General features: G+C 65.5%; 13 protein-coding genes. 8 read left to right on the top strand and 5 right to left on the bottom strand.

Annotated elements, in window-relative coordinates; translation table 11 throughout:
* Nucleotides 1-7 precede the first annotated feature (7 nt).
* The 5 genes from IV113_RS03020 to IV113_RS03000 all read right to left on the bottom strand — a co-directional run bounded on the left by IV113_RS03020 (nucleotide 8) and on the right by IV113_RS03000 (nucleotide 6,081).
* The gene (locus IV113_RS03020; RefSeq protein ID WP_291080664.1) at nucleotides 8-1,222 is read right to left on the bottom strand and encodes an MFS transporter; all 1,215 of its coding nucleotides are present in this window, start codon (nucleotides 1,220-1,222) and stop codon (nucleotides 8-10) included.
* Between the two features lie 197 nt (nucleotides 1,223-1,419).
* Nucleotides 1,420-2,226 carry an ABC transporter ATP-binding protein gene (locus tag IV113_RS03015; protein ID WP_291080662.1) on the bottom strand — a complete coding sequence of 269 codons (807 nt, stop codon included), beginning with the start codon at nucleotides 2,224-2,226 and terminating at the stop codon, nucleotides 1,420-1,422.
* Nucleotides 2,223-3,131 carry a nitrate ABC transporter permease gene (ntrB, locus tag IV113_RS03010; RefSeq protein WP_291080660.1) on the bottom strand — a complete coding sequence of 303 codons (909 nt, stop codon included), beginning with the start codon at nucleotides 3,129-3,131 and terminating at the stop codon, nucleotides 2,223-2,225. Before ntrB ends, IV113_RS03015 begins: the two co-directional genes overlap by 4 nt.
* Nucleotides 3,132-3,158: 27 nt before the next feature.
* A complete protein-coding gene (locus IV113_RS03005) occupies nucleotides 3,159-4,457 on the bottom strand; it encodes an ABC transporter substrate-binding protein (protein ID WP_291080658.1) in 1,299 nt (432 codons plus the stop codon).
* A gap of 355 nt (nucleotides 4,458-4,812) precedes the next feature.
* Nucleotides 4,813-6,081, bottom strand: a complete 1,269-nt coding sequence (locus IV113_RS03000; RefSeq protein ID WP_291080656.1) for a nitrate regulatory protein — start codon at nucleotides 6,079-6,081, stop codon at nucleotides 4,813-4,815.
* A gap of 67 nt (nucleotides 6,082-6,148) precedes the next feature.
* Between IV113_RS03000 and tsaD the strand changes: the two genes are divergently transcribed.
* The 8 genes from tsaD (at nucleotide 6,149) to secG (ending at nucleotide 14,889) form a co-directional block, all read left to right on the top strand.
* Complete coding sequence (gene tsaD / locus IV113_RS02995) at nucleotides 6,149-7,267, top strand: tRNA (adenosine(37)-N6)-threonylcarbamoyltransferase complex transferase subunit TsaD (protein ID WP_291080654.1); 1,119 nt, start codon at nucleotides 6,149-6,151, stop codon at nucleotides 7,265-7,267.
* A gap of 88 nt (nucleotides 7,268-7,355) precedes the next feature.
* Nucleotides 7,356-8,651 carry a branched-chain amino acid ABC transporter substrate-binding protein gene (locus IV113_RS02990; RefSeq protein WP_291080652.1) on the top strand — a complete coding sequence of 432 codons (1,296 nt, stop codon included), beginning with the start codon at nucleotides 7,356-7,358 and terminating at the stop codon, nucleotides 8,649-8,651.
* Nucleotides 8,651-9,874, top strand: a complete 1,224-nt coding sequence (locus IV113_RS02985; RefSeq protein ID WP_291080650.1) for a pyridoxal phosphate-dependent aminotransferase — start codon at nucleotides 8,651-8,653, stop codon at nucleotides 9,872-9,874. The genes IV113_RS02990 and IV113_RS02985 overlap by 1 nt, the downstream gene beginning before the upstream one ends.
* Nucleotides 9,875-10,008: 134 nt before the next feature.
* Complete coding sequence (gene rpsO / locus IV113_RS02980; RefSeq protein WP_056273781.1) at nucleotides 10,009-10,275, top strand: 30S ribosomal protein S15; 267 nt, start codon at nucleotides 10,009-10,011, stop codon at nucleotides 10,273-10,275.
* Between the two features lie 260 nt (nucleotides 10,276-10,535).
* The gene (gene pnp, locus IV113_RS02975; RefSeq protein ID WP_291080647.1) at nucleotides 10,536-12,662 is read left to right on the top strand and encodes a polyribonucleotide nucleotidyltransferase; all 2,127 of its coding nucleotides are present in this window, start codon (nucleotides 10,536-10,538) and stop codon (nucleotides 12,660-12,662) included.
* Nucleotides 12,663-12,673: 11 nt separating this feature from the next.
* Entirely contained in the window at nucleotides 12,674-13,663 is a 990-nt protein-coding gene (locus IV113_RS02970) for an NAD(P)H-quinone oxidoreductase (RefSeq protein ID WP_291081175.1), read from the top strand.
* A gap of 13 nt (nucleotides 13,664-13,676) precedes the next feature.
* A complete protein-coding gene (tpiA, locus tag IV113_RS02965; RefSeq protein ID WP_291080645.1) occupies nucleotides 13,677-14,423 on the top strand; it encodes a triose-phosphate isomerase in 747 nt (248 codons plus the stop codon).
* Nucleotides 14,424-14,475: 52 nt separating this feature from the next.
* The gene (gene secG, locus IV113_RS02960) at nucleotides 14,476-14,889 is read left to right on the top strand and encodes a preprotein translocase subunit SecG (RefSeq protein ID WP_291080643.1); all 414 of its coding nucleotides are present in this window, start codon (nucleotides 14,476-14,478) and stop codon (nucleotides 14,887-14,889) included.
* The last annotated feature ends 87 nt before the right edge of the window (nucleotides 14,890-14,976 follow it).

Genomic DNA, 14,976 nt, shown 5'->3' with positions numbered 1-14,976 from the left:
GGCAATCTCACACGCTGCGCGCGCGGCCACCTTTCTCTGCCCAGGTGCGCGTCCATCGCATCTGCATCGAGCGCATCATCAGCAACACCAGCAGCGCGAGCACCGCAAACAGCGCGAAGCCCCAGAAGTAGGTGCCGGCGTACTGGCGCGACAGGCCCATGGCGTTGGGCACCAAGCCCCCACCGAGGGCACCGATCTCGCCGATCATGGAGCCGGCCACGGCGGTGGACAGCGGCCAGCGCAGGGGCACCAGCTGGAACAGCGCGCCGTTGCCCGCGCCCAGTGCCGCGAAACACAACATCATCAGCAGCGTGGTGATCACCAGAGAACCACCGGCCAGGCCGCAGGCCAGCAGCGAGACCGAGATGATGACGAGCACCGTCGTCAAGGTGTTGATGCCGCCCCAGTGGTCGGAGATCCAGCCGCCGAAGATGCGCAGCGCCGCGCCCATGAAGGCCGCCAGCATGGTGAGCTGACCGGCCTGCACCTTGCTCACGCCGAACTGGTCGTAGTAGTAGCTCGGCAGGAAGGTGGCCAGGCCGATGAAACCGCCGAATGTGACGGCGTAGATGACGCTGAAGGCCCAGCCGTCCTTCTCGAACAGGCAGGCGACGTGTTCGCGCAGGCCAGCATGTTTGTCCACGTCATCGGGTTCCTTGGCCAGGAAGATCATCACCAGCACCGGCACCATGAGGCCCAGCGCGGCGATGCCGTACACGGCCTTCCAGCCATAGGCTTGCGCCAGTTGCGGCGCCAGCAGGGCCGACAGCGAGGTGCCCACGTTGCCCGCACCCACCAGACCCATGGCCAGGCCCTTGTAGCGCGCCGGGAACGAACCCGAGCCCAGCGAGAGCGCGACACCGAAGCTGGCGCCGGCAATGCCCAGCAGCACGCCCATGGCGATCAGGTGGTTGAAGGTCTCCACGTAGAAGTAGCCGAACAGCAGCGCGAGTGCGATGCCGCCCATTTCCACCAGTGTGGCGTTCTTGCGGCCGATGTACTGCGCGAGGATGCCCAGCGGAAACCGCATCAGGGCGCCCGCAAAGATCGGCACCGAGAGCATGACGCCGAGCTGGGCCGGACTCAGGTTGAGCGAGTCCTTGATGAACGGGGCCATGGCCCCGTTGGTGACCCAGACGCCACAGCAGTAGGTGAAGTAGATGAAGGAGGCCAGCAGCGTGGGGCTGTGGCCTGCTTTCAGGAACGTACGGAAACCCGCCATGGCGTGGACCTTTGTGAGAGGGATGTGGGGAAGAGATCGAACCCACGCCGCAGACCTCCGGATCGCAATGCCGGGTGCGGTGCATGGGGCGCACCAGACCGCCGGAACCGGCAGCCTGTTGCAACTGAAAGGCCGTCGTTAGCCTTGACGTTTCACCACGCAAATTCCATGCCGGGAGTCACGCCCCCTTTTGGGGCTCAGGCGACTTTTTCGACGTGCGCCTGGCGTGTGTAGAGGAAGTCGATCACCGCCTTGCGGCATTGCTGGTAGCGCGGTTCGTCGGCCAGGGCCACGCGGTTGCGCGGGCGCGGCAGGTCCACGGTGAGCACTTCGCCGATGGTGGCGGCCGGTCCGTTGGTGAGCATCACGATGCGGTCGGACAGCAGCACGGCTTCGTCCACGTCGTGCGTGACCATGACCACTGTGCTGTGCGTGCGCGCCACGATCTCGAGCAGCTCGTCCTGCAGTTTGGCGCGGGTAAGGGCGTCGAGCGCGCCGAAGGGCTCGTCCATCAGCAAGACCTTGGGTTCCATCGACAGGGCGCGGGCGATGCCCACGCGCTGCTTCATGCCGCCAGAGATTTCACCGGGCCGTTTCTGGGCGGCGGGCGTGAGGCCCACCATGGCCAGCGCGGCCTCGGTGCGGGCCTTGAGCTGTGCCTTGGTCTCGGTGGTCGAGAACACGCGTTCGACCGCCAGATAGACGTTTTCGAAGCAGGTGAGCCACGGTAGCAGTGAGTGGTTCTGGAACACCACCGCGCGCTCTGGGCCGGGCCCGACAATCTCCTTGTCGGCGCAGATCAACACGCCGCTGGTGGGCACGGTCAGGCCGGCGATGAGGTTGAGCAAGGTGGACTTGCCGCAGCCCGAGTGGCCGATCAGCGTGACGAACTCGCCTTTGGCCACCGCCAGGTTGATGTCGCGCAGCGCAGGAAAATTGCCCTTCTTGGTCTTGAAGGTCTGTTCGACGCCCTGAATCTCGATGTATTTGGATGCATGACTCATGATTTGACTTCCTCAAACGTGAACAGGGTGGCCAGCTTGATGAGGCCGAATTCGAGCACCAGGCCCACGATGCCGATCACGAAGATCGCGATGATGATGCTGGCCACATTGAGGTTGTTCCACTCGTCCCAGATCCAGAAACCGATGCCCACGCCGCCGGTCAGCATCTCGGCGGCCACGATCACCAGCCAGGCCGTGCCCACCGCCAGGCGCACGCCGGTCAGCAGGTAGGGCAGCACGGCGGGGAACAGGATCTTGGTGAAGATCTTCCATTCGCTCAGATTGAGCACCCGCGCCACGTTCATGTAGTCCTGCGGCACGCGCTGTACGCCCACCGCGGTGTTGATGATCATGGGCCAGATGGAGCAGATGAAGATGGTCCAGATGGCCGCCGGGTTGGCGCCCTTGAAGACCAGCAGACCGATCGGCAGCCAGGCCAGTGGGGACACCGGGCGCAGCAGGCTGATGAGCGGATTGAACATGCGGCTCAAGAACTCGAAGCGGCCGATGGCAAAGCCCGCGGGGATGCCCACCGCTGCGGCCAGGCCGAAGCCGATGGCCACGCGCTGCAGCGACATGAGCACGTTCCAGCCCACGCCCTGGTCGTTCGGGCCCACCTGGTAGAACGGATCGGAGAACACCTCGATCGCCTGTTTCCAGGTCTCCAGCGGTGTGGGAATGCCGCTCGCACCGGTGCCAGCCACCACCGCCCACACGGCGATGAGGAAGACCAGGCCCAGCACGGGTGGCAAGACGTTGGTCCAGAGGAAGCGCAGGTCCCGGCCGCGCTTGACCTGCGCCACCGGTGCAGGCGCCGGCCGGGGCACCGCCGCAGCGGTGGTCGTCGGCTCGGTCTTGGTGGAGGCGAGCCCCTCCAGAGGCGAATGAAAGACGGCGCTGACCATGGTGTTTCTCCGGTGCTGCAGGCCTGATCAGGCCGCGTTGATCTTGAAGCTGTCGGCGTATTTCGCCGGGTCCTTGCCGTCCCACACCACGCCGTCGATGAACTTGGCGCTGCGCATTTCGGACTTGGGCAACGAGGTCTTGCTGGCCGCTGCGGCCTGCTTGAAGATGTCGATGCGGTTGACCTGTTTGGCCACGGCCAGGTAGTCGGGGTGCGACTTGAGCAAGCCCCAGCGCTTGTGCTGCGTGAGGAACCACATGCCGTCGCTCAGGTAGGGGAAGTTCGCCAGGCCGTCGTTGAAGAACTTCATGTGGTTGGGGTCGTCCCAGGTCTTGCCCATGCCGTTCTGGTAGCGGCCCAGGATGCGCTGGTTGATCGCGTCCACGCCGGTGTTCACATAGGCGCGCTGGGCGATCGTCTCGGCCATCTTGTTCTTGTTCTGCAGACCGGCGTCGATCCACTTGCCGGCTTCCAGGATGGCGGCCGTCACGGCGCGCGCCGTGTTGGGGTTCTTGGCCACGAAGTCGGCCGTCGTGCCCAGCACCTTCTCGGGGTGGTCCTTCCAGATGTCCTGGGTGGTGTTGGCGGTGATGCCGATGCCGTCCATGATGGCGCGGTGGTTCCAGGGCTCGCCCACGCAGAAGCCGTCCATGTTGCCCACGCGCATGTTGGCCACCATCTGCGGCGGCGGCACCACGATGGCGCGCGCGTCCTTCATCGGATCGATGCCGGCGGCGGCCAGCCAGTAGTAGAGCCACATGGCGTGGGTGCCGGTGGGGAAGGTCTGGGCGAAGGTGTATTCGCGCTTCTCGCTGGCCATCAATTTGGCGAGCGAGGGGCCGTCCACAGCGCCTTTTTCGGCGAGCTTCTTCGACAGCGTGATGGCCTGGCCGTTCTGCTGCAGGTTCATCAGGATCGCCATGTCCTTCTTGGGGCCAGCGGTGCCCAGCTGCAGGCCGTAGATCAGGCCGTAGAGCACGTGCGCCATGTCGAGTTCGCCATTGACCAGTTTGTCGCGCACACCGGCCCAACTGGCTTCCTTGGTCGGCACGATCTTCACGCCGTACTTCTTGTCGATGCCGAGCTCAGCGGCCATCACCACGCTGGCGCAGTCGGTCAGCGGGATGAAGCCAATCTTGACTTCGGTCTTTTCGGGAGCATCGGAGCCGGCCGCCCACACGCCACTGTGACCCAGCGTGGAGAAGAAGGCGGCGCCGCCGATGGCGGTGCTTTTCTTGATGAAGTCGCGCCGCGAAGCCGCTGCGGTGTCGGTGGTCGTGTCGGTCGCGGCGTGGGGAACGGTTGCGCCGGTGGTGTCTGCGTTCATGTCCAACTCCTTGCTGATTAAAAAATCGGTGCCCCAAAACACAACGGCGCCCATTTCCGTGGCTGTGCTTCGCAAGCCGGAAATGGACGCCGTTGTCCTCGTGTCGGGGAGACTGTCGAAACCCGGGCCGCCGTTGGCTCGAATCGCTTTGTCTTGCTTACAGCAGTTTGTGTGCCAGCATCAGGGTCGACCCGGGAAGCGGTTGCAAGAGGCTTGATTTCAAAACAGAAATCGACAGGATCGCCGTCGCCTCAGAGGCCAGACGGCGGTCTGGCCATGGTCGCAGCGCGCCTCAATCTGGTGCGCGATGCTGCCTTGGCACGGTATTTGTGCGCTGCAGCAACACGCCGTGCGCTCAGCGTTGCCGATCGGGCAGCACGTCGGCCATGGCCAGCACGGCCTCGGCCACCTCGATCAGCCGGCGGTTCTGGTTCATGGCCATCTGGCGGATGGTCTTGTGGGCGTCTTCCTCGCTGAGGTGGCGGTGTGCCATCAGCAGACCCTTGGCGCGCTCGATCAGCTTGCGCTCGTTGAGGCTGGCCCGCACGGTGTCGAGCTCCTCGCTCATGGTCTGCAGGCGCCGCGCCTGCTCCTGCACCAGTTCCAGGATCGAGCGCTCCAGGTGAAGGCCGTAACTCTGGGTGCCGGTGCCGAAACCGCTGCTGTCCCGAGCGTTCGGCGCCCGGAAGAACGACAGAACGTCCGCCTCGGTGGCGGGGGCTGTTTGCAGCGCGTGAAAACTGTTCAGCTCGGCATGGGCCGCGACGATCTTCTGCTCGCAGGCTTGCAACAAGTCCAGCGCCAGACGCTCCTCCACCGTTTTCATGCGGTCAATGCGCCGGCTGCAGCAGTCGAACCACGCCTGGCTCATCTGGGCATTGAGCGGTGAGCCGTGGGCGGCGGTGCACAGCACGCGGCGCAGCCGTTCCAGCTCGGCCAGTGTGGCGCTGGCCTGGGTGGCATGCCACAGCTCCACCGCCTGGGCTTTCGAAAACTCGATGAACACCTCCAGGCAGCGTTCCTGCGACTCGATCAGGTGCAGCAGACGCTGCTGGTCGCCCGCCTCGGCGCGCCCCCCGGCGAACAGCGCCGACCCGGCCGCACGCTCCTGGCCGGCGAACTCCTTGCCTTGCATGAAGTTGAACAAGGCCACCAGCAAGCGTGAGATCTCGGGATCGCTGGCGGTGTCCGCCGCTTCGAACACCACGGCCAGCAGGCCCGAGATCAGCCGCACATAGGCTTCGGTGGCCTGCTGGGTCGTCCATTGCAGCGCCTGCACGCACGAGCGCAAACCGTCGAGCGCATCCAGCCCGTGCAGCACGTAGGCGATGCGACTGAACAGGCGAGCGCCGTTGCCCACCAGGGCCGACTCGGTGTCCAGCTCGTCAAAGCAGGCGCGCAGTTCAGTTTCAATCTGCCGGGATTCCCTGATCTGGTTCGTGCGCATCTCGCCAAACTGATGGCCCTGTGAGCCGAGAAACAGGTTGGACAGGCCTCGCTCGCGCTGCAGGGCATGCACCAGACGCCCGGTCACATTCACCAACGCACTGGTGAGCGCGAGCTGCTGCAGCTCGGCGATTTCGCAGCGTTTGGCCGCCACCAGAAAGTTCAGGCCCGATTTCATGTTCGAGAGAGTTGTGCACACATGCGCCTAGTGTGAGCAACAAACATGCCGCCCGTACACTTGGGCGATGCTGATTTTGGGAATCGAGTCGTCTTGCGACGAAACCGGCGTGGCCTTGGTCGACGCCAGTGGCGGTCACACGCCGCGGCTGCTGGGCGATGCGCTGCACAGCCAGATCGAGATGCACCGTGCCTATGGCGGTGTGGTGCCCGAATTGGCCAGCCGCGACCACATCCGCCGCGTGCTGCCGCTCACCGACGCGGTGCTGGCCCAGGCCGGCCTGCCGCTGTCGGCGGTGGACGCGGTGGCCTACACCCGCGGTCCTGGCCTGGCCGGTGCGCTGCTGGTGGGCTCGGGCGTGGCCTGCGCGCTGGGCTTTGCACTGGGCAAACCGGTGATCGGCGTGCACCACCTGGAAGGCCACCTGCTGTCGCCATTCCTGAGTGCCGATCCACCCGAGTTTCCTTTTGTGGCGCTGCTGGTGTCGGGCGGCCACAGCCAGCTGATGCGGGTGGACGGGGTGGGGCGCTACACGTTGCTCGGCGAAACCATCGACGACGCGGCCGGCGAGGCCTTCGACAAGTCGGCCAAGCTGCTCGGCCTGGGTTACCCGGGCGGACCGGCTCTGGCCCGCCTGGCGCTGCAGGGCGACGCCCAGGCCTACAAGTTTCCCCGCCCGCTGCTGCACAGCGGTGACCTCGATTTTTCGTTTGCCGGACTCAAGACGGCGGTGCTGACCCAGGTGAAGAGGCTGGCCCACGCCAGCCTGGACGGCCCGGCCACGCTGCACCTGGCCGATCCGCTGACGCCGCAGCAAAAGGCCGATGTGGCCGCCAGCGTGCAGGCCGCGATCGTCGAGGTGCTGGTGAAGAAGTCCATGGCGGCGGTGCGCCAGACCGGTTTGCGCCGCCTGGTGGTGGCCGGCGGTGTGGGAGCCAACACCCTGTTGCGCGAGCAACTGGGTGCCGCGTGCGCCAAGGCAGGCATTCGCGTGCACTATCCCGAGCTGCACCTGTGCACCGACAACGGCGCCATGATCGCGCTGGCCGGCGGCATGCGCGTGCAGGCCGGACTGGTCAGCCTGGACCTGGCCGCCGGAGCCGATGGCAACGGATACAGCTTCGATGTGAAGCCGCGCTGGCCGCTGTCGGAACTCGGGCCGGCCGTGCCGGTCGGCGCCAGCTGACATTGATCCATTCGAGTTCCGGCGCTGGCGCCAAGATGCCAGAAAGACCGAGCGTCCGCGTTCGGATACCCATGAACAACACTCCCCCATGAAACACCTGCTTGATTCCGTTTTTTCCCAGCGCCGCCGCGCTCTGGCGGGCCTGTTGATCGGCGCTTTCTCGGCCACCGTCTCGCTGGCCCAGGTGCCTGCGCCGATCCGCATCGGCATGATCGAAGGTCTGTCCGGCCCGATTGCCAACACCGGCGAGGCCGTCTACCGCAACCTGGTCTGGGCGACCGAGCGGGTGAATGCCCGCGGTGGCGTGAAGCTGCCCGGAGGCAACCGCCCGCTGCTGATCGAACGTTTCGACAGCAAGGGCCAGACCGAAGAGGCGCTGTCGGCGCTGCGTTCGGCGGTGGACCGCGACATCACCTTCGTCACGCAGGGCAACTCGTCGGCCGTGGCCAGCGCCCTGATCGAGGCCATCAACAAGCACAACGAGCGCGAGCCGGCGCGCCAGATGCTGTTTCTCAACTACTCGGCGGTGGACCCGGCTCTGACCAACGAGAAGTGCAGCTACTGGCATTTCCGTTTTGACGCCCACGCCGACATGCGAATGACCGCGCTCATGAGCGTGCTGCGGGAAGACCAGCAGCTCAAAAGCATCTATCTGATCGGCCAGGACTACAGCTTTGGCCAGGCCGTGCTGCGCGAGGGCCGCAGCCAGCTGGCCGCGCAGCGGCCTGACGTGAAGATCGTGGGCGAAGAGCTGCATCCCATGGCGCGTGTGAAGGACTTCCTCCCTTACGCCGCCAAGATCAAGGCCAGTGGGGCACAGGCGGTGCTCACCGGCAACTGGGGCAACGACCTCACGCTGCTGGTGAAGGCCGCGCGCGAGGTCGGTTTCGAGGGCGCGTTCTACACCTTCTACGGCAACGCGCTGGGTGCACCGGCGGCCATGGGCGAGGCCGGCATCGGCAAGGTGATCGCGGTGGCCGACTGGTTCCCCAACGTGCCCACGCGCGAGTCCGAAGCTTTCTATCAATCGTTCCGCCAACGCTTCCCCAACCCCGCCGACGACTACGTGCACATGCGCATGCAGCTCATGATCGAGTCGCTCACGCAGGCGATCGAACGCGCCGGCGCTGCGGGCTCGGTCAATGCGGCTACCATCGCCGCCCAGCTGGAGAAAGCCGAAGTCACCCTTGCCGGCCAGACCGCCCGCATGCGCGCCGCCGACCACCAGTTCCAGCAACCGCTGGCGGTGGCCGTGATGGACCGTCAGGGTGCGCCTGGCGCGAAATTCGACGTCGAAGGCTCGGGCTACGGCTTTCGCGTCATCCGCAACCTGGCTCCCCAACAAGCCGAACAGCCTCACCGCTGCAACATGATCCGACCCTGATGTCCCCACACGCTCCCTTCATGCGCCCCGTCGTTGAAAACCTTGAAGCCTCCCGCATCCGCGAGGTGGCCAACGAAGGCCTGGGCCGCGACAACGTGCTCAAGTTCTGGTTTGGCGAGAGCGACGAAGTCACGCCCGACTTCATTCGCGAAGCCGCCATGGCCTCGCTGCAGGCCGGCGAGACCTTCTACGCGCACAACCTCGGCCTGCCCGAGTTGCGCGAAGCGCTCGCGGTGTACACCGACGGCCTGCACCCGGGCCGGGGTGTTGCGCACTGGCTGGACCGGCTGGCCGTCACCTCGGGTGGTGTCAACGGGCTGATGCTGGCGTCGCAGGCGCTGGTGGAGGCGGGCGACGAGGTGGTGGTGGTCACGCCGGCCTGGCCCAACCTCGTGGCGCAGCCGCTGATCATGGGCGCGAACGTGAAAAGCGTGCCGCTGCGCGTGCTCAGCACCGGCCCGCGCGCTGGCGCCTGGGCGCTGGACATGGACGCCTTGCTGTCGGCCATCACGCCGGCCACGCGCCTGCTCATCGTCAACGCGCCCAACAACCCCACGGGCTGGACCCTGACCCGCGACGAGCAGGCCACCATCCTGGCGCACTGCCGCCGCACAGGTACCTGGATCCTGGCCGACGAGGTCTACGAGCGCCTGTATTACGCCGGCGACACCGCCAACGGCGCGGCCAGCAGCTTTCTCGACGTGGCCGAGCCGGACGACCGGGTCGTCGTCGCCCACAGTTTTTCCAAGAGTTTCCTCATGACCGGCTGGCGCCTGGGCTGGCTGGTGCTGCCCGCTGCGCTCACGCCAGCGATGGGCAAGCTGATCGAGTTCAACACCTCGTGCGCACCGGTGTTCGTGCAGCGCGGGGCCACGGTGGCGCTGCAGCGCGGCGCCGAGGTCACACCTGCTCTGGTGGCCCACCTGAAAACCTGCCGAGACACCCTGGTGCCCCTGCTGCGCGCCGTGCCGGGCGTGACGCTGGCCGAGCCGCTGGGCGGCATGTACGCCTTTTTCAAGCTGCAAGGGCAGGACGATTGCCTGGCCGTGGCCAAGCGGCTGGTGCGCGAGGCCGGCATTGGCTTGGCGCCTGGCAGCGCCTTCAGCCTGGAAGCGGCCGGCTGGTTGCGCTGGTGCTTTGCCAGCCGCGACACCCACCGACTGGAAGAGGGCGTCCTGCGCCTGCGCCGGTGGATCGCCGCCCAGCCGGGTGGCGGCGTCTGACACCTTCTGCCCTATAATCTGCGGTTGCCGTTCGAAAGGACAGCATACCCACGCCCGATGCGGCGGCCGGCTCTGGAGCAACTCCAGAGGCCGACCTGCTGCGCCGGGACGCATGTAACCCCAAGGAAATTTCCATGATTGCCCAATCCATCAAAGCCGAAGTCGTCGCGGCCAACGCCCGCGCCGCCAATGACACCGGCAGCCCAGAAGTGCAGGTCGCCATCCTGACCGCACGCATCAACGAACTGACTCCCCACTTCAAGACGCACGCCAAAGACCACCACGGTCGTCGCGGCCTGCTTCGCATGGTGAGCCGCCGTCGCAAGTTGCTGGACTACCTGAAGTCCAAGGACGCCCAGCGTTACGTCGCGCTGATCGCGAAACTGGGTCTGCGCAAGTAATTGAGCCCGGGTTGACACACAAAACGCCTGAGTTGGTTCGCTGGCTCGGGCGTTTTTTGCTTGTTGATCCCCATTTTTGATTCCGGAGCATTGATTACAGAGCGAAGCTGTGTCATTCCAAGCGGGTTGAGCGCCATCAGCGGGCCACTCAATCCATCTGGAATGGCATCGTGTTCTGGGTTGTGTTTCCGGGTTTTGTGCGGGTTTGCCGCACGCTGTGTTTTCTGCCGAGTGGCGGAAAAAATTCCAGGAGATAAACCATGAGCATGTTCAACAAAGTCACCAAGACCTTCCAGTGGGGCCCCCACACGGTCACCATGGAAACCGGCGAAATGGCACGCCAGGCCACCGGCGCCGTGCTGGTCAACATCGACGACACCGTGGTGCTCGCCACCGTGGTCGCCAAGACCGAAGCCAAGGCCGGCCAGGACTTCTTCCCCCTCACCGTCGACTACACCGAAAAGTCGTACGCCGCCGGCAAGATCCCCGGCAGCTTTTTCAAGCGCGAAGGCCGCCCGAGCGAACTCGAGACGCTCACCTGCCGCCTGATCGACCGCCCGATCCGCCCGCTGTTCCCCGAAGGCTTCTACAACGAAGTCCAGGTGATCGTGCACGTGGTGAGCCTGAACCCTGAAGTGCAGGCCGACATCGCCGCCATGATCGCGACCTCCGCCGCGCTGTCCGTCAGCGGCATCCCGTTTAACGGCCCGATCGGTGCTGCCCGCGTGGGTTATATCAATGGCCAGTACGTGCTCAACCCGGGCCAGACCCAGTTGAAGGACAGCCAGCTCGACCTCGTGGTCGCCGGCACCGAGTCCGCCGTGCTGATGGTGGAGTCCGAAGCCGATCAGCTGTCCGAAGAGATCATGCTGGGCGCCGTGGTGTTCGGCCATGAGCAGGGCAACATTGCGATTGCTGCCATCAATGAACTGGTGCGCGACGCCGGCAAGCCGTCCTGGGACTGGCAGGCGCCCGCCAAGGACGAGCCGCTGATCGCCAAGATCGACGAGCTGGCCAAAGCCAAGCTCGAAGCCGCTTACCAGATCCGCAACAAACAGGCCCGCACGCAAGCTTGCCGCTCTGCCTACGCCGACGTGTTCGCTGCCCTGAAAGCCGAAGGCGTGGCCTTCGACAGCGTGGCCATCGAAGCCCTGCTGTTCGAGATCGAAGCGAAGATCGTGCGTGGCCAGATCCTGGCCGGCGAGCCCCGCATCGACGGCCGCGACACGCGCACCGTGCGCGCCATCGAAATCCGCAACGGCGTGTTGCCCCGCACCCACGGCTCGGCCCTGTTCACCCGGGGTGAAACCCAGGCGCTGGTCGTGGCCACGCTCGGCACCGACCGCGACGCGCAGCGCATCGACGCGCTGGCTGGCGAGTTCGAAGACCGCTTCATGCTGCACTACAACATGCCTCCCTTCGCCACCGGCGAAGCCGGCCGCTTCGGCACGCCCAAGCGCCGCGAGATCGGCCACGGCCGTCTGGCCAAGCGCGCGCTGATCGCAGCGCTCCCGAGCAAGGAAGACTTCCCCTACACCATGCGTGTGGTGTCCGAAATCACCGAATCCAACGGTTCTTCGTCGATGGCTTCCGTCTGCGGCGGCTGCTTGGCGCTGATGGACGCCGGCGTGCCGATGAAAGCCCACGTGGCCGGTATCGCCATGGGCCTGATCAAGGACGGCAACCGCTTCGCGGTGCTGACCGACATCCTGGGTGACGAAGATCATCTGGGTGACATGGACTTCAAGGTCGCCGGCACCACCAACGGTATCTCGGCGCTGCAGATGGACATCAAGATCCAGGGCATCACCAAGGAAATCATGCAGGTGGCACTGGCCCAGGCCAAGGAAGCCCGCATGCACATTCTGGGCAAGATGCAGGAAGCCATGGGCGAAGCCAAGACCGAGGTGTCCAACTTCGCGCCCAAACTCTTCACCATGAAGATCAATCCCGAGAAGATCCGCGACGTGATCGGCAAGGGCGGCGCCGTCATCCGCGCGCTGACCGAAGAGACCGGCACGCAGATCAACATCGATGAAGACGGCACCATCACCATCGCCTCGACCGACGCGGCCAAGGCCGATGAGGCCAAGCGCCGTATCGAGCAGATCACCGCCGAAGTGGAAGTGGGCAAGGTCTACGAAGGCCCGGTCACCAAGATCCTGGACTTCGGTGCCCTGATCAACCTGCTGCCCGGCAAGGACGGCCTGCTGCACATCAGCCAGATCGCGCACGAGCGCGTCGAGCGCGTCACCGACTACCTGACCGAAGGCCAGATCGTTCGCGTGAAGGTGCTCGAGACCGACGAAAAAGGCCGCGTCAAGCTGTCCATGAAGGCGCTGGCCGATCGCAGTGCGGTCGAGCCGCAGCAGCAGCCCCAGTCGTGATCCCGTCGGTGATGCAAGCGGTCGAGATCAGCAGCTTCGGTGCGCCCGAGGTGCTGCGTCTGGGTGAACGCCCGGTGCCGGTGGCGGCCGAGGGCGAGGTGCTGATCCGCGTCAGCGCGTCGGGCGTGAATCGCCCTGACGTGCTGCAGCGCACCGGCAACTACCCCGTGCCGCCCGGCGCGTCCGACATTCCCGGCCTCGAAGTGGCGGGTGTGATCGCCTCGGGTGACGCAGCGGCCATGGCCGCCGCCGGCCTGAAGGTGGGTGACCGCGTGTGCGCCCTGGTGGCGGGTGGCGGTTACGCCCAGTGGTGCGTGGCACCCGTGGGCCAGTGCCTGCCGGTGCCCGAAGGGCTGGACGACATCGCCGCTGCATCGCTGCCCGAGACCTTCTTCACCGTCTGGAGCAATGTGTTCGACCGTGCGCGTCTGCAAGCGGGCGAGACCCTGTTGATCCAGGGTGGCACCAGCGGCATCGGTGTGACCGCGATCCAGATGGCGAAAGCGCTGGGCGCTCGCGTGATCGCCACCGCGGGCAGCGACGACAAATGCGCGGCCTGCCTGGCACTGGGTGCGGATCACGCCATCAACTACAAGACGCAGGACTTTGTTGCCACTGTTGCCGACCTCACGGGCGGAAAGGGTGTCAATGTGGTGCTCGACATGGTGGCTGGTGCCTACGTGGCGCGTGAAGTCGACTGTCTGGCCGAAGATGGCCGCCTGGTCATCATCGCGGTGCAGGGTGGTGTGAAGGCCGAGTTCAACGCCGGCATGGTGCTGCGCAAACGCCTCACCATCACCGGCTCGACCCTGCGCCCGCGTCCGATTGCATTCAAGGCCGCGATCGCGCAAGCGCTGCGCGAACGTGTCTGGCCGTTGTTGGCTCAAGGGCACATCAAGCCGGTGATCCACCAGGTGTTTCCCGCCAACGAGGCTGCGGCTGCACACACGCTCATGGAATCCAATCGCCACATCGGCAAGCTCGTCCTGACCTGGGCATGACGGCTCCACAGACATGAAACCACTGATCGCAGGCAACTGGAAAATGAACGGCTCGCTGGCGTCCAACGAGGCGCTGGTGAAAGCCATGCTCGATGGCCTGGGCGGGCAGGCGCCGGGTGCCGACATGGCCCTGTGCGTGCCAGCGCCCTTTCTGGCTCAACTGCAATCGCTGTTGACAGGCAGTCCGATCGCCTGGGGTGCGCAGGACGTGTCCAGTCATGAGCAGGGGGCCTACACCGGTGAGGTGTCTGCGACCATGCTCAACGACTTCGCCTGCCGCTACGCGATCGTGGGTCATTCAGAGAGACGCCAGTACCACGGCGAGTCCGACCTGTTGGTGGCCGACAAGGCCAAGGTGGCGTTGGCCCACGGCATCACGCCCATCGTGTGCGTGGGTGAGACCCTGGCCGAACGCGAGGCCGGGCACACCGAGACGGTGGTCAAGCGCCAGTTGGCAGCGGTCATCCATGCGGTGGCGCATTGCACCAGTGAGATCGTGGTGGCCTATGAGCCTGTCTGGGCCATCGGCACCGGCAAGACCGCGTCGCCCGAACAGGCGCAGCAAGTGCATGCGGTGCTTCGCGCCCAGATTGCCGCGGCCACGCAGCATCCCGAGCGCGTGCACATCCTCTATGGCGGCAGCATGAACGCGGCGAATGCCGCCAGCCTGCTGGCCCAGCCCGACATCGACGGCGGCCTCATCGGCGGCGCGTCACTCAAGGCGGCCGACTTCCTTCAGATCGTGGCCTTGGCCCATTGACCTTTTTCGTGCCTTCATCGGCACATCGATAACTGTGATTCCGGAGTAAAAAATGAACGTTGTGTTGACCATCCTGCTGGCCGTGCAGATTCTTTCGGCGCTGGCCATGATCGGCCTGATCCTCATGCAGCACGGCAAGGGTGCCGATGCAGGCGCTGCCTTCGGCGGCGGCGGTGCGGGTTCTGCGAGCCTGTTCGGTGCATCGGGAGGTGCCAACTTCCTGTCGCGCTCCACCGCTGTGCTGGCGGCGATTTTCCTGAGCTGCACTTTGGGCCTGGCTTACTTCGGCAACCTGCGCACTGTTGCGCCGAGTTCGGGCAGTGTGCTCGAAGGCGTGGTGACGCCCGCGCAGCCTGCCGATGCTTCGCAACAGATTCCCGGCGCAGCTCCTGCAACGGGCACCGCTCCGGCGCCCGCTGCCGCCACACCAGCCCCCACGGGCCCGGCGCAAATCCCGGTGAAATGATCATGGCGGCGTGCGAGCTTCATGTGCACGCCGATTCATCTTCCATTCGAGTTGAAAAAGGCCCGCTGCCCCTCAAAAGAGGGGTGG

This window comes from Hydrogenophaga sp. (assembly GCF_018780385.1).
In the GTDB taxonomy this organism is placed as follows: domain Bacteria; phylum Pseudomonadota; class Gammaproteobacteria; order Burkholderiales; family Burkholderiaceae_C; genus Hydrogenophaga.
Note: the sequence above shows the minus strand (reverse complement) of the source record. Positions and strands in the feature narration are given on the sequence as shown.

Excerpts from the sequence above, each read along its gene's own strand:
- IV113_RS03020 (WP_291080664.1), bottom strand. The coding sequence starts at position 1,222 with ATGGCGGGTTTCCGTACGTTCCTGAAAGCAGGCCACAGCCCCACGCTG.
- IV113_RS03015 (WP_291080662.1), bottom strand. The coding sequence starts at position 2,226 with ATGAGTCATGCATCCAAATACATCGAGATTCAGGGCGTCGAACAGACC.
- ntrB (WP_291080660.1), bottom strand. The coding sequence starts at position 3,131 with ATGGTCAGCGCCGTCTTTCATTCGCCTCTGGAGGGGCTCGCCTCCACC.
- IV113_RS03005 (WP_291080658.1), bottom strand. The coding sequence starts at position 4,457 with ATGAACGCAGACACCACCGGCGCAACCGTTCCCCACGCCGCGACCGAC.
- IV113_RS03000 (WP_291080656.1), bottom strand. The coding sequence starts at position 6,081 with ATGAAATCGGGCCTGAACTTTCTGGTGGCGGCCAAACGCTGCGAAATC.
- tsaD (WP_291080654.1), top strand. The coding sequence starts at position 6,149 with ATGCTGATTTTGGGAATCGAGTCGTCTTGCGACGAAACCGGCGTGGCC.
- IV113_RS02990 (WP_291080652.1), top strand. The coding sequence starts at position 7,356 with ATGAAACACCTGCTTGATTCCGTTTTTTCCCAGCGCCGCCGCGCTCTG.
- IV113_RS02985 (WP_291080650.1), top strand. The coding sequence starts at position 8,651 with ATGTCCCCACACGCTCCCTTCATGCGCCCCGTCGTTGAAAACCTTGAA.
- rpsO (WP_056273781.1), top strand. The coding sequence starts at position 10,009 with ATGATTGCCCAATCCATCAAAGCCGAAGTCGTCGCGGCCAACGCCCGC.
- pnp (WP_291080647.1), top strand. The coding sequence starts at position 10,536 with ATGAGCATGTTCAACAAAGTCACCAAGACCTTCCAGTGGGGCCCCCAC.
- IV113_RS02970 (WP_291081175.1), top strand. The coding sequence starts at position 12,674 with ATGCAAGCGGTCGAGATCAGCAGCTTCGGTGCGCCCGAGGTGCTGCGT.
- tpiA (WP_291080645.1), top strand. The coding sequence starts at position 13,677 with ATGAAACCACTGATCGCAGGCAACTGGAAAATGAACGGCTCGCTGGCG.
- secG (WP_291080643.1), top strand. The coding sequence starts at position 14,476 with ATGAACGTTGTGTTGACCATCCTGCTGGCCGTGCAGATTCTTTCGGCG.